This is a genomic window from Yersinia sp. 22-579 (assembly GCF_030433455.1).
Taxonomy (GTDB): Bacteria; Pseudomonadota; Gammaproteobacteria; order Enterobacterales; family Enterobacteriaceae; genus Yersinia; species Yersinia enterocolitica.
In genome coordinates this window covers 97009-110527 of sequence record NZ_JAUJTZ010000006.1, presented here as the reverse complement: position 1 = coordinate 110527, position 13519 = coordinate 97009, and the positions used below count along the sequence as shown (strand labels likewise).

The following is a 13519-nucleotide window of genomic DNA, read 5'->3' as shown; positions in this document are numbered from 1 at the left end:
GAGAGAGGGTATATGTTAGATCTTTTGATTGGGGTTGTAGTGGCCATCGGTGTCGGCCGTTATATTATTAAAGGCTACTCAGCCACCGGCGTACTGATGGTCGGCGGTTTACTGCTATTAATTATCAGCGCCCTGATGGGCAAAAACGTCTTACCTGCCAGTGCAACATCAACAGGTTGGCGGGCGACGGATATTGTCGAGTACGTCAAAATCTTGCTGATGAGCCGTGGTGGCGATCTTGGCATGATGATCATGATGTTATGTGGTTTTGCTGCCTATATGACCCACATTGGCGCGAATGATGTGGTGGTCAAGATTGCATCCAAACCACTGCAAATGATCAACTCACCCTATTTATTGATGGTTGCCGCTTATATTGTGGCTTGTTTGATGTCTTTGGCTGTGTCATCGGCAACTGGGTTAGGCGTATTGTTGATGGCGACATTGTTCCCAGTGATGGTTAACGTTGGCATCAGTCGGGGGGCTGCGGCTGCAATCTGTGCATCACCTGCGGCTATCATTCTGGCACCAACTTCTGGCGATGTCGTGTTAGCAGCAAAAGCCTCTGAAATGCCACTGGTCGATTTTGCCTTTAAAACCACATTACCGATCTCCATTGCTGCGATTGTCTGCATGGCCATCGCACACTTTTTCTGGCAGCGCTATCTGGATAATAAAAGCCAGGAAAAGCATGAAATGATGGATGTTAATGACATTACAACTAATGCCCCGAGTTTTTACGCTATTTTGCCCTTTACACCCATTATCGGTGTGCTGATCTTTGACGGTAAATGGGGACCAGAACTACACATCATCACGGTATTGGTTATCTGTATGCTTATTGCCGCAGTGATTGAGTTCTTGCGTAGCTTCAATGCGAAGACGGTATTTACCGGGCTCGAAGTGGCTTACCGAGGGATGGCAGATGCATTTGCCACTGTGGTGATGCTGTTAGTTGCCGCTGGGGTATTTGCGCAGGGATTGAGTACTGTTGGTTTTATCAGCGGCTTGATTGGATTAGCGCAATCATTTGGTACCGGCGGCATTATTATGATGTTGGTATTAGTCACTATCACCATGCTGGCAGCCATGACGACGGGCTCAGGTAACGCCCCATTCTATGCGTTTGTTGAATTGATTCCGAAACTTGCTGCGCAAATGGGGATTAATCCAGCCTATCTGGTGATCCCAATGCTACAAGCTTCAAATCTGGGCCGCACACTATCCCCGGTGTCGGGCGTGGTGGTTGCTGTGGCAGGCATGGCAAAAATTTCACCTTTTGAAGTGGTAAAACGAACCTCAGTACCGGTGCTGGTTGGGTTGGTAGTGGTCATTGTTGCCACGGAAATCCTGGTTCCTGTGCATTTATAATCTCTGACAGCAATAAAAAAGCCGGGTGGCAATTCAATAAGCGACCCGGCTCTACTCTTCATCATTCACTCCGCTTGATATTTTATACTGTCAGTGCATTACACCTCATAATCAGGGTCTGGCACCTTCAGCGGCGTTATCTTAACTTTTAAGATACGGTGGCTGCTCACTTCAATTGGCTCAAACAGATAGTCACCAATTTTCAGCTGTTCACCGACTTTAGGTATCCGCTGGGTATACTCCATCAACAATCCGGCTAATGTATGATATTCACGTTTATCATCAATCGGCAGTGGCAGATAGAGCACCAAATCTTCCAACGGCATATAGCCATTCGCTACCCAACAGCCATCATCAGTTTGCTGAATGTCATGACGGGCATCTAGTTCTTCACCTGCTACAGGCAGGTTACCTGCGATAGTTTCCATCACATCAGTCAGGGTCACGACTCCTTCAATAGAACCAAATTCATCCACCACAAAGGCAAAATGGGTTTGCGCCTGACGGAATTGCTCCAAGGCCATCAACAGTGAAACCTGTTCTGGGAAGATTAATGGCTGACGAATCAGGGCCCGCAAATCGAGTTTTTCGTTCGCTAATTGCTGCTTCAATAAATCAATGACGTGAATGACACCCAGAGGCTCATCTGTTGAACTATCTTCAGTAACCACAATTCGGGTATGCAGATTTTTCGTCAGTAACTGAGTCAGTTTCTCGGGCGGATCATTCAAATCGAGATACTCTACATCATGGCGAGAAGTCATGATGCTGCTGACTGTCCGTTGCGCCAGCCCCAATACTCGCTCAATCATCCGGCGCTCTTGCTCGTTGAAGACCTCTTGGCCCACACTGGTATTATCAGCAATTAAACTGGCGGTATGGTTATCCAATTCAGCTTCTTCGTGTTTGCCACTGAGCATGCGCAGCACTGCTTCTGCTGTCCTCTCCCGTAATGGGCGGACGGTCGACAAGAAGCGGCGGCGGTTGAATTGTGCAAACTGATTCAGCGACTCAATAATTACTGAGAAACCAATCGCAGCATATAGATAACCTTTCGGAATACGGTAGCCAAAGCCTTCAGCCACTAAACTAAAGCCGATCATCAGTAAGAAACTCAAGCACAGAATGACAATCGTGGGGTGTGCGTTTACAAAGCGAGTTAATGATTTACTGGCTAACAGCATCAGACCGATAGCAATACAAACAGCCGCCATCATTACAGCGAGGTGATCGACCATGCCAACGGCGGTAATCACCGAGTCGAGAGAGAAAATAGCATCCAACACCACAATCTGTGCGACAACCGGCCAGAATCGCGCGCCTTTACGTTGCTGATTTTGTTGGTGATCCTTGCCTTCAAGTCGCTCATTAAGCTCCATAGTGGCTTTGAAGAGCAGGAATACCCCGCCGATCAACATGATTAAGTCACGCGCACTGAACGGATGGTTAGAGATCGTGACTAATGGCGCGGTGAGTGTTGCCAACCATGAGATACTTGCCAATAACACCAGACGCATCACGAGTGCGCATAGCAACCCCGTAACTCTGGCCTTATCTCGTAGATGACGTGGCAGCTTCTCCGCCAAAATGGCAATAAATATTAGGTTATCAATACCTAACACAATTTCGAGCACAACCAGCGTTGCCAGCCCCGCCCAAATAGTAGGATCTGCGATCCATTCCATATATCTAACTTCACCTTTTATTTCTACGGCTTATGCCACTAAAGCGAATAATGGGCGCTGAGAGCGTAAAATTCAATATCCAGCCCTGCAATAACTAAAAACGATGAACTTTCGTTAGACAACTGGCAATGAAATGAAGTGCAATTCTCATCAGAGTGGGATGAAAAGTAATCAATTATGTAGGAGGGTATTTCTGTTTAATGCATTGATTCAGTTTATTCTTAAAAAAGTTTTATTAGTAAGCAAATTGCGTAAGGTTAATTTAACAAAGTGTTAAGGTGGAATATAATAAATGACGAGAACGTCAATGTTTCGGAGTCAGACTATTGAACTTCAATCAACGTAATACATTGAAATAATATATAAATATAGGGATTCTGTGATTTGAATTACAGTCTACACTATTGGTACTGTGAGTTGGTATTTGTAGATATTTGAAGCCCTGCTCAGTGACTACCCCAGAAAAGGTATGGTAGATGGATAAGAAATTGAAAGCAGTCATTCCTGTTGCCGGGCTTGGCACCCGCATGTTGCCAGCGACCAAGGCGATTCCGAAAGAAATGCTGCCAGTAGTCGATAAGCCCCTGATTCAATATATTGTTAATGAATGTGTTGCTGCCGGGGTCAAAGAGATCGTACTGGTGAGCCACTCTTCGAAGAACGCAATAGAAAACCATTTTGATACTTCATTTGAACTTGAAGCGGCCTTGGAATCTCGGGTTAAGCGGCAGTTATTAAAAGAGATTAAGAGTATTTGCCCACCAGATGTCACTATCATGCAAGTGCGTCAAGGTCATGCCAAAGGGCTAGGGCATGCGGTACTGTGTGCTCAACCGATGGTGGGTGATAATCCTTTTATTGTATTGCTGCCAGATGTGTTACTCGATGATTCAACGGCTGATTTGTCGAAAGAGAACCTTGCCAGCATGATCAAACGTTTTGAGGAAACCGGGCGTAGCCAGATCATGGTGGAACCGGTACCTCAAGCAGATGTTTCTAAATACGGTATTGCTGATTGCGGCCATGTCGATTTAGCGCCGGGTGAAAGTACTCTTATGACTGCGGTGGTAGAGAAGCCTTCTGTGGCGGACGCGCCGTCTAATCTTGCTGTGGTTGGGCGCTACGTTTTGTCTAAAGATATTTGGCCGTTGCTGAAGAAAACTCCGCGCGGTGCTGGTGATGAAATTCAACTAACTGATGCTATCGCGATGTTAATGGAGCAAGAGCCGGTTGAAGCTTTCCATATGACGGGTAAATCTCATGATTGCGGCGATAAATTAGGCTATATGAAAGCCTTTGTGACTTATGGTGTTCGTCATAATACTGAAGGTGAAAATTTTACAGCTTGGCTGAAACAGCAAATTGACTAATTCTGTTGTCATCGACGGGATATGAATAGATTTTTATTTCGCTTTATATAATCAGTAGGTTAATTATGACCAAATTGAAAGCAGTCATTCCAGTGGCAGGTTTAGGCATGAGAATGCTGCCAGCGACGAAAGCCATTCCGAAAGAAATGCTGCCAATTGTTGATAAACCATTAATCCAATATGTGGTTAACGAATGTGTTGCTGCTGGCATCAAAGAAATCATTTTGATAACCCACTCATCCAAGAATGCGGTAGAAAACCATTTCGACACTTCTTATGAACTGGAAGCCATGTTGGAGGCGCGAGTTAAGCGCCAGCTATTGGATGAAGTGCAATCTATCTGCCCTCCGGGTGTGACTATTATGCATATTCGCCAGGGCCATGCTGAAGGATTGGGCCATGCTGTGCTATGCGCCAAACCGCTGGTGGGTAATGAGCCATTTGCGGTGTTGTTGCCGGATGTATTGATTGATGATGCCAAATCAGATCTGACTAAAGATAATTTGGCTCAATTGGTTAAACGCTTTGATGAAACCGGTATCAGTCAGGTATTAGTTCACTCGGTTGAGCCAGAGGCATTATCTAACTACTCAGTGATTTCCTGCGAAAAATCCGATTTGGCACCGGGTGAAAGTAGCCGTATCAAAGCCATGGTCGAGAAACCACAAAGCCCAGTTGACCTACAGTCAAACCTGTCTGCCGTTGGGCGCTATGTTCTGTCTGCTGATATTTGGCCACTGTTGGAACAAACCAAGCCAGGTGCCTGGGGCCGAATTCAATTGACTGACGCCATTGATGCATTGACGGAGAAAGCGCCAGTGGAAGCTGTAGCCTTGACCGGGCAATCCTATAACTGTGGTGAGAAACTCGGTTATATGCAGGCATATGTCGCTTATGGCCTGCGCCATCCGCAGCAAGGTGCAGAGTTTAAAACCTGGCTGAAAGAATTTATGTCGTAACCAATGGTTAGATAAATGAAAAGCAATCCATGTGGTTGCTTTTTTTTTGTATAAATTGACACGATAAATAAATCAGGTCGGCTGTTATCTCTGATAAAGCAAACGTGTGCGAACAGCAACTGGTCAGTTGTGCTATCTATCGCACCAATCACTACCCAGCTGACATAATCCTGAGTTAACATGTTTCCCACATCAAAAACCTGTTGGCCTCAAGGCCGGTAACAGGTGTCATCTCTCAGACAGGAGTTTTTTAATGTCCAAACAACAGATTGGCGTTGTCGGTATGGCGGTGATGGGCCGTAACCTGGCGCTCAACATCGAAAGCCGTGGTTATTCCGTTTCTATTTTTAACCGTTCATCAGACAAAACTGACGAAGTCGTTGCCGAAAATCCAGGTAAAAATCTGGTGCCGAGCTATACCGTGGAAGAATTTGTTGATTCACTGGAAAAGCCGCGTCGTATCCTGCTGATGGTGAAAGCGGGTGAAGCTACTGATAAGACCATCGCTTCACTAACGCCACACCTTGATAAAGGTGACATTCTGATTGATGGTGGTAATACTTATTACAAAGACACCATTCGCCGCAACCGCGAACTTTCTGCGCAAGGCTTCAACTTTATCGGTACTGGTGTTTCCGGTGGCGAAGAGGGTGCATTGAAAGGCCCATCCATCATGCCTGGTGGGCAGAAAGAAGCCTACGAGCTGGTTGCCCCCATTCTTGAAAAAATTGCTGCCCGCGCTGATGATGGCGATGCTTGTGTTGCTTATATCGGTGCAGATGGTGCTGGCCATTACGTTAAAATGGTTCACAACGGCATCGAATACGGCGACATGCAGTTGATCGCAGAAGCGTATTCTCTGTTGAAACAGTCTTTGGGCTTGAGCAACGAAGAGCTGGCAAGCACCTTTGCTGAGTGGAATAAAGGCGAGCTGAATAGCTACCTAATTGATATCACTAAAGATATCTTCACCAAAAAAGACGAAGCCGGTAAATATCTGGTTGACGTTATTTTGGATGAAGCCGCGAACAAAGGTACCGGTAAATGGACTAGCCAAAGTTCTCTGGACTTAGGCGAGCCATTAACACTGATCACTGAATCTGTGTTTGCCCGTTACTTGTCCTCCCTGAAAGATCAACGCGTTGCGGCCTCTAAAGTGTTGACTGGCCCTACAGTGAAACCTTTCGAGGGTGATAAAGCTGAATTTATCGAGAAAATCCGTCGTGCATTGTACTTGGGTAAAATCGTGTCCTATGCGCAAGGTTTCTCTCAGTTGAAAGCCGCTTCTGAAGAAAATAACTGGGATCTGCATTACGGTGAAATCGCTAAGATTTTCCGTGCTGGTTGCATTATCCGCGCTCAGTTCCTGCAAAAAATCACAGATGCGTATGCCGAAAATGCTGATATTGCGAACCTGCTGTTAGCACCTTACTTCAAGCAAATCGCTGATGAATACCAACAAGCATTACGTGATGTGGTGTCTTACGCTGTTCAAAACGGTATCCCAACACCGACGTTCTCTGCGGCGATTAACTACTACGACAGCTACCGTTCAGCCGTGCTGCCAGCCAACCTGATTCAGGCACAGCGCGATTATTTTGGTGCGCATACTTACAAACGTACTGATAAAGACGGTGTGTTCCATACCGAGTGGATGGAATAATCCATTTAACGGCTACTGCGCTTTGCCATTCTGGGATTGCGCAGTGCTCGGACTCCTCACGTACTTCGTGTACGCTCCGGGTCACTCCGCGCTGGGCGTCCCCAGACTGCCTTTACTCGCTACGCCTTGAATAGGTTTGCTATTAAGACAAACTTAGAAAGAACAGACAGTCGCTGATTTTAAAAGTTTGCCTTAATAAAAACGCCCTCGATGCTGAGTCGAGGGCGTTTTTTTGCTGATAAGAAAGGTAATCAGGTAATTACTTCTCGTGACGTTCGCGCAGGCGACCTATCACTTTACTCAGATCCAAGTCCTGATCCTGCAATAACACCAGCAAGTGATACATCAGATCTGATGCTTCATTTGTTAGCTCTTCGCGGTCATTCACTGTCGCGGCGAGGGCAGTTTCTACCCCTTCTTCGCCCACTTTCTGCGCGATACGTTTAGTTCCGCTGGCATACAGTTTTGCGGTGTAGGAACTGGCTGGATCTACTGATTTACGTGAGGCTAACAACTGTTCTAGTTGATACAAGAAGCCCCAGTCGCTGGCAGCCGGTGCAAAGCAACTATTATTGCCTAAATGACAGGTTGGGCCGATAGGATTGACCAGAATCAGCAGGGTATCATTGTCGCAGTCTGGGTAGATATTAACGACATTGAGGAAATGGCCAGAGCTTTCGCCTTTGGTCCATAAACGCTGTTTAGTGCGAGAGAAAAAAGTGACTTTGCCGGTTTCTTCTGTCACTGCCAGCGCTTCTTTGTTCATGTACCCCATCATCAGAACTTCGCCAGATACGGCATGCTGAACGATGGCTGGCATCAAATTGTCGACTTTTTCCCAATCCAGTTGGTTAATTTGTTGTTCGCTTAACACACTCTTATCTCCACGCCTTGTTCAGACAAATACTTTTTCAATTCGCCGATATTAATGATTTGCTTATGGAATACAGAAGCGGCTAGCGCGCCATCGACATCCGCATCACGGAATGCTTCCAGGAAGTGCTCTGGTGTTCCGGCACCGCCAGAGGCGATAAGCGGAACATGGCAGATGGCGCGCATCTGTTTCAATTGGCGCAAATCATAGCCGTTACGCACGCCATCTTGGTTCATCATATTTAGCACAATCTCACCGGCTCCGCGTAACTGGACTTCTTTTATCCAATCTTCAGTCTGCCAGGTGGTGGCTTTGGTCCGTTTTTCATCGCCGGTAAATTGATAAACTTGATAACTGTCACTTTCCTCGTCATACCAGGTATCAATACCCACCACGATGCATTGTACGCCATAGCGATCGGCCAGGCGGGTAATTAACGTAGGATCAGCCAGTGCGGGTGAGTTGATAGAGATTTTGTCTGCACCAAAAGTCAGGATTTGACCGGCATCTTCCACACTCTTAATGCCACCTGCGACGCAGAACGGAATATCAATCACTTCCGCAACTCGTGATACCCAACTTTTATCAACAACCCGCCCATCAGAGGAGGCAGTGATATCGTAAAATACCAGCTCATCAGCACCTTCCTGTGCGTAGCGCTGTGCCAACGGCACGATATCACCAATTATTTCATGATTGCGGAACTGGACGCCTTTAACCACTTGGCCGTCTTTTACATCCAGACAAGGAATTATACGTTTTGCCAGCATGCAATCGCCTCCTTCACGTTAAATTTGCCGTCCAAGAGTGCACGGCCGACAATCACACCTTGCACACCGCTGCTGCGTAAACGGGCAATATCATCCAGACAACCAATGCCGCCAGAGGCCTGGAATGCCACTTGTGGGTAGCGCTGGCACACTTCCTGATACAGCTCGACATTCGAGCCACTCAAGGTGCCATCGCGGGAGATATCCGTGCATAGCACATGCTTTAGGCCGAAAGGCAGATATTGTTCGACAATTTGTTCCAGTGTGGTATCGGAGTTTTCCTGCCAGCCACTGATCGCCACTTCTTTGCGGCCCGCATCATTAATGCGCACATCCAGTGCCAATACAATGGCTTCAGCACCGTAGCGCTCAAACCATTGTTGCACCATTTCCGGCTGTTTAACGGCGGTTGAGCCAACGACAACACGTGTTGCGCCAGCTTCCAGCAGTGCGACAACATCTTGCTCATTACGGATGCCACCGCCAACTTGCACCGGGACATCAACACCGGCCAGTAGCTCACGCAATAGCGGGATCTGGCGGGCGGCGGGATCTTTAGCGCCGGTCAAATCGACCAGATGTAATACTTGAGCACCTTGCTGCTGATAATCCTGCAAGCGCGGCAAAGGGTGATTGCCATAATCGCGCTGTTGGCCGTAATCGCCCTGATGCAAACGCACCACCTTGCCTTCGATCAAATCCAAAGCGGGAATAATCATGGTGCTTACATCTCCAGAAAGTTTTTCAGCAATTGGGCTCCAGCCGCTCCGGAGCGTTCCGGATGAAACTGCACGCCAAAGAAGTTGTCTTTTTCGACTGCGGCGGTAAACGGCTCGCCGTAATTGGCTTGGGCGATGGTATTTGGGCATATTGGCATTGCATATCCGTGCACAAAGTAGAAATAAGTTCCGTCTGGGATACCACGGAACAGATGATTGCCCGCCTGAGGCGTAATCTGATTCCAACCCATATGCGGCAGTGGCAAACCAAAGTCCATCATCTGTTTTACCGGCGTATCAATAATACCAAGCGTTTCAATACCGCCGCTCTCTTCACTGCTGGTTGCCAGTAATTGCATTCCGAGGCAGATACCTAGCACCGGTTGAGTGCAGCTCTTGATAAGCTCAATAAGATCGCGTTGCTTCAACTGATCCATCGCCGCGTGAGCTGTGCCCACACCGGGTAAAAACAGCTTATCGGCGCGCAGAACGATTTCCGGGTCACGGCTGATAACCGGTGCATAACCTAAACGCTGCACCGCGTAGGTGACAGAGGAGAGGTTGGCGCAACCCGTATCCAGAATCACCACATTCATCAAAGCACCCCTTTGGAACTTGGCAGGGTATTACCCTCAACACGGATTGCCTGGCGTAAGGTACGGCCAAACACTTTAAACAGACTTTCTACCCGGTGGTGATCGTTGCGGCCTTTGGTTTTCAGGTGCAGGGTGCAGGCCATAGCATAGGAGAGGGAGCGGAAGAAATGCTCGACCATCTCAGTGCTCAGGTCGCCGACGCGCTGATAGTTAAACTCCGCTTTGTATTCCAAATGTGGTCGACCGGAAATATCCAGTGCGCAGCGAGCCAGGCATTCATCCATTGGCAGTACAAAACCAAAACGGCCAATACCGCGTTTGTCACCCAAGGCATTGTTAATCGCCTCGCCTAGGGCCAGTGCGGTATCTTCTACGGTGTGGTGATCATCGATATAGAGGTCGCCACTGACCTGGATATCCATGCGGAAGCCACCGTGAGTCGCGATTTGGTCCAACATATGGTCGAAGAAACCGACGCCGGTTTTTATTTTGCTACCGCCTTCGCGATCCAGCCAGACATCGACATCAATGGCAGTTTCTTTCGTGACGCGGTTAACGTGAGCATGGCGATCACGCTGGGTCAGTTGCTTGGCAATTTGTGACCAATTCAAGCCATCGCGCTGATAACGCAAGCCACTGATGCCCATATTTTGCGCCAGTTGTAGGTCAGTCTCGCGGTCGCCGATAACATAGCTGTTGGCACTATTCATTACGCCTTCGGCCAAATAGCTTTCAACTAAGGCGGTTTTGGGTTTACGGCAAGCGCAGTTGTCCGCCGGTAAGTGTGGGCAAATCAAAACCTGCTCAAAATTGATCCCCTGAGAGCTAAAAATCTGCATCATCAGGTTGTGTGGTGGATCAAAGGTTTCTTGCGGGAAACTGGCGGTACCCAAGCCATCCTGATTAGTGATCATGACCAAACGGTAATCCGCTTTTTGCAGCGCTAATAATGCCGGGATTACATCTGGCTCCAGTGCCAGTTTATCCAGCCGGTCAACCTGATAGTCTTCCGGTGGCTCGGCAATCAGGGTACCGTCTCTGTCAATAAAAAGAAATTTCTGGCTCATATCGTTTCCTTACGGAGGCTGGCGGTATTGGTGTTATTCGGGCTATCAACGCCAGGCAGAGGAGCAAGGGCGGCAATCACACGCTCACATTCCTGACGGGTACCTATTGTGATACGCAGGCAATTGGACAAACTGGGTTGCTTGTTCTGATCGCGCAAAATAATGCCCTGATCCCACAGTGTTTTGAATACGCTGCTGGAGGCGGTGAAGCGCGCTAGTAAATAGTTACTCTCACTGGTAAATACTTGCTCAACACAGGCGCACTCTTGCAGCGCATTTTGCAGCCATGCACGATTGGCTGTTACTTCGCTGACTCTTTGGCGCATTTGCTCCAGGCCCTGCGGGCTGAGTGCCTGCGCGGCGATATCCGCCACCGGTGTGGATAGTGGGTATGGCGCAATCACTTTAAGCAGCAATTGGATGATATCGCTGTTCGCCAGGGTAAAGCCACAACGTAACCCAGCTAATGCAAAGGCTTTCGATAAGGTGCGCAAAATGACTAAATTCGGATAATCTTTTAGCCAACCGCTCACCGAAGCTTGTGGACAAAATTCAATATAGGCTTCGTCAATAGCCACAATAGCGCGGCCTTGTGCCAACTCCAGCACTTCGCGCAAATCAGCCGGGTTGATCAAATTACCGGTTGGGTTATTCGGGCTGCAAATATAGATAAGTTTCACCCGATCCAGACTGGCTTTAATCGCCGGTAAATCTAACTGCCAATCCGCTTTCGTTTGTACGGTGCGCAATTCAACACCAAAAGTTTCGGCGCTGACGGCATACATACCATAGGTCGGTGGGCAGAACAGAATGGCATCCTGACCCGGCTCGCAGAAGGCGCGGATTAGCAGCTCAATCCCTTCATCAGCCCCTCGGCTGACCAAGACTTGCTCCGTTGCTAAACCGGCATAAGCAGAGTAACGCTCGATAACCAGTTTAGGTTGGCATTCAGGGTAGCGGTTGAAGGTCTGCGCCGTTAGTTGATATTCCGTCGCTAATGGGTATTCATTGGCATTGAGCCATACATCGCCATTACCGCCCAGGCGGCGGGCAGACATATAAGGGGTCAGGGCACGGACGTTGGCGCGGGCCAGCTCAGTGACATTGTAAGATTGGCTCATGCTTGCTCCTTTTGGGCGGCTGTCAGGGCAGCGACGCGTAGGGTAACGGCGTTTTTATGGGCGGTCAGTTGTTCAGCCTGAGCCAGCGTTTCAATGGTTGATGCCAGACCCAGCAAGCCTTGCGGGGTTAATTGCTGCACGGTCATGCGCTTAACAAAATCAGCCAGTCCCAGGCTGGAATAGGTTGAGGTGTAACCATAAGTCGGTAATACGTGATTGGTGCCAGAGGCATAGTCACCCGCGGATTCTGGCGACCAGTCACCCATAAACACTGAGCCGGCATTATCAATCTTATCGATAATATCTTCCGGCTGGCGTATTTGCAGAATCAAGTGCTCTGGCCCGTATTGATTACTGATATCAATACATTGCTGCAAGTCTTTGGTGATGATCAAACGGCTACTTTCCAGTGCCTGACGGGCAATGTCGGCGCGCGACAACTGCTGAAGTTGTTGTTCAACTTCGACCGCAACGGCCTGAGCAATCGCGGCATCTGGTGTCAGTAACACCACTTGTGAGTCTGGGCCGTGCTCGGCCTGAGACAGCAAGTCTGAGGCGATAAACGCCGGTGTCGCACCGCTGTCAGCGATAACCAATACTTCAGATGGGCCCGCTGGCATATCTATTGCGGCACCGTCCAAACGCTGGCTGACCTGACGTTTTGCTTCTGTGACGTAAGCATTGCCCGGCCCAAAGATTTTATTCACTTTCGGCACTGATTCGCTGCCAAATGCCATGGCAGCAATCGCCTGCGCTCCGCCAATTTGGAACACTTCCTGAATACCGCACAATTGCGCGGCATACAGAATTTCATCAGCAATAGGCGGAGGAGAACATAAAATAACGCGCTGGCAACCGGCAATGCGCGCTGGGGTGCCAAGCATCAACACGGTAGACAGTAGCGGAGCAGAACCGCCGGGAATATACAGGCCGACGGAAGCAATCGGGCGGGTGATTTGCTGGCAACGCACGCCCGGTTGAGTTTCAACATCCACCACTGGCATTTTTTGCGCGTTATGGAAGATTTCAATATTACGTACCGCTTGCGCCATAGCTTGCTTGATGTCGTCATTTAAGCGCCCGGCAGCAGCGGCTATTTCATCGCTACTGATGCGAATATCAGCCACCTGCACGGTATCAAAGCGTTGGCTAAAATCACGCAAGGCGCTGTCGCCCTCGGCTTTCACCCGGTCAAGGATTTCACTGACTGTTGCGGTGATTCGCTCAGAAGCATTAATAGCCGGGCGGCTCAACAGCGCTTTTTGCTGCTCTTCGCTGCATTGCTGCCAGTCGATTAGGGTATTGAAATTCGTCGGCTGCATTC

At 48.5% G+C, this 13519-nt stretch carries 12 protein-coding genes; 4 read left to right on the top strand and 8 right to left on the bottom strand.

Going from position 1 to position 13519, the window contains the following annotated elements; translation table 11 throughout:
* Positions 1–12 precede the first annotated feature (12 nt).
* On the top strand, positions 13–1371 hold the full coding sequence (gene dcuC, locus QSV56_RS09050; RefSeq protein ID WP_005162366.1) for an anaerobic C4-dicarboxylate transporter DcuC: 1359 nt from the start codon (positions 13–15) through the stop codon (positions 1369–1371).
* A gap of 98 nt (positions 1372–1469) precedes the next feature.
* Here the strand turns inward: dcuC and QSV56_RS09045 are convergent, their stop codons facing one another.
* Positions 1470–3056, bottom strand: coding sequence for a TerC family protein (locus tag QSV56_RS09045; RefSeq protein WP_046695253.1), 1587 nt, complete (start codon positions 3054–3056; stop codon positions 1470–1472).
* Between the two features lie 476 nt (positions 3057–3532).
* On the opposite strand from QSV56_RS09045, the gene galU (QSV56_RS09040) reads away from it, so the two are divergent.
* The 3 genes from galU (QSV56_RS09040) to gndA all read left to right on the top strand — a co-directional run bounded on the left by galU (QSV56_RS09040) (position 3533) and on the right by gndA (position 7048).
* A complete protein-coding gene (galU, locus tag QSV56_RS09040) occupies positions 3533–4426 on the top strand; it encodes a UTP--glucose-1-phosphate uridylyltransferase GalU (protein ID WP_005168324.1) in 894 nt (297 codons plus the stop codon).
* Positions 4427–4491: 65 nt separating this feature from the next.
* Positions 4492–5385 carry a UTP--glucose-1-phosphate uridylyltransferase GalU gene (gene galU, locus QSV56_RS09035; RefSeq protein WP_050131461.1) on the top strand — a complete coding sequence of 298 codons (894 nt, stop codon included), beginning with the start codon at positions 4492–4494 and terminating at the stop codon, positions 5383–5385.
* 253 nt (positions 5386–5638) lie between these two features.
* Positions 5639–7048, top strand: a complete 1410-nt coding sequence (gene gndA, locus QSV56_RS09030; RefSeq protein ID WP_019081015.1) for an NADP-dependent phosphogluconate dehydrogenase — start codon at positions 5639–5641, stop codon at positions 7046–7048.
* Between the two features lie 259 nt (positions 7049–7307).
* On the opposite strand, the gene hisIE is transcribed toward gndA, so the two are convergent.
* From hisIE to hisD, 7 genes are read right to left on the bottom strand one after another with little or no spacing between them, the layout of a single operon-like run.
* A complete protein-coding gene (gene hisIE, locus QSV56_RS09025) occupies positions 7308–7922 on the bottom strand; it encodes a bifunctional phosphoribosyl-AMP cyclohydrolase/phosphoribosyl-ATP diphosphatase HisIE (protein ID WP_301212037.1) in 615 nt (204 codons plus the stop codon).
* Complete coding sequence (hisF, locus tag QSV56_RS09020; RefSeq protein WP_046051258.1) at positions 7916–8692, bottom strand: imidazole glycerol phosphate synthase subunit HisF; 777 nt, start codon at positions 8690–8692, stop codon at positions 7916–7918. The genes hisIE and hisF overlap by 7 nt, the downstream gene beginning before the upstream one ends.
* The gene (gene hisA, locus QSV56_RS09015; RefSeq protein ID WP_050122611.1) at positions 8674–9411 is read right to left on the bottom strand and encodes a 1-(5-phosphoribosyl)-5-[(5-phosphoribosylamino)methylideneamino]imidazole-4-carboxamide isomerase; all 738 of its coding nucleotides are present in this window, start codon (positions 9409–9411) and stop codon (positions 8674–8676) included. Before hisA ends, hisF begins: the two co-directional genes overlap by 19 nt.
* A 5-nt stretch (positions 9412–9416) precedes the next feature.
* The gene (hisH, locus tag QSV56_RS09010; RefSeq protein WP_005157770.1) at positions 9417–10007 is read right to left on the bottom strand and encodes an imidazole glycerol phosphate synthase subunit HisH; all 591 of its coding nucleotides are present in this window, start codon (positions 10005–10007) and stop codon (positions 9417–9419) included.
* Positions 10007–11074, bottom strand: coding sequence for a bifunctional histidinol-phosphatase/imidazoleglycerol-phosphate dehydratase HisB (hisB, locus tag QSV56_RS09005; protein ID WP_019081011.1), 1068 nt, complete (start codon positions 11072–11074; stop codon positions 10007–10009). Before hisB ends, hisH begins: the two co-directional genes overlap by 1 nt.
* Complete coding sequence (gene hisC / locus QSV56_RS09000; RefSeq protein WP_221876675.1) at positions 11071–12195, bottom strand: histidinol-phosphate transaminase; 1125 nt, start codon at positions 12193–12195, stop codon at positions 11071–11073. Before hisC ends, hisB begins: the two co-directional genes overlap by 4 nt.
* A complete protein-coding gene (gene hisD / locus QSV56_RS08995; protein WP_019082771.1) occupies positions 12192–13517 on the bottom strand; it encodes a histidinol dehydrogenase in 1326 nt (441 codons plus the stop codon). The genes hisC and hisD overlap by 4 nt, the downstream gene beginning before the upstream one ends.
* Positions 13518–13519: the final 2 nt, after the last annotated feature.

Excerpts from the sequence above, each read along its gene's own strand:
- dcuC (WP_005162366.1), top strand. The coding sequence starts at position 13 with ATGTTAGATCTTTTGATTGGGGTTGTAGTGGCCATCGGTGTCGGCCGT.
- QSV56_RS09045 (WP_046695253.1), bottom strand. The coding sequence starts at position 3,056 with ATGGAATGGATCGCAGATCCTACTATTTGGGCGGGGCTGGCAACGCTG.
- galU (WP_005168324.1), top strand. The coding sequence starts at position 3,533 with ATGGATAAGAAATTGAAAGCAGTCATTCCTGTTGCCGGGCTTGGCACC.
- galU (WP_050131461.1), top strand. The coding sequence starts at position 4,492 with ATGACCAAATTGAAAGCAGTCATTCCAGTGGCAGGTTTAGGCATGAGA.
- gndA (WP_019081015.1), top strand. The coding sequence starts at position 5,639 with ATGTCCAAACAACAGATTGGCGTTGTCGGTATGGCGGTGATGGGCCGT.
- hisF (WP_046051258.1), bottom strand. The coding sequence starts at position 8,692 with ATGCTGGCAAAACGTATAATTCCTTGTCTGGATGTAAAAGACGGCCAA.
- hisA (WP_050122611.1), bottom strand. The coding sequence starts at position 9,411 with ATGATTATTCCCGCTTTGGATTTGATCGAAGGCAAGGTGGTGCGTTTG.
- hisH (WP_005157770.1), bottom strand. The coding sequence starts at position 10,007 with ATGAATGTGGTGATTCTGGATACGGGTTGCGCCAACCTCTCCTCTGTC.
- hisB (WP_019081011.1), bottom strand. The coding sequence starts at position 11,074 with ATGAGCCAGAAATTTCTTTTTATTGACAGAGACGGTACCCTGATTGCC.
- hisC (WP_221876675.1), bottom strand. The coding sequence starts at position 12,195 with ATGAGCCAATCTTACAATGTCACTGAGCTGGCCCGCGCCAACGTCCGT.
- hisD (WP_019082771.1), bottom strand. The coding sequence starts at position 13,517 with ATGCAGCCGACGAATTTCAATACCCTAATCGACTGGCAGCAATGCAGC.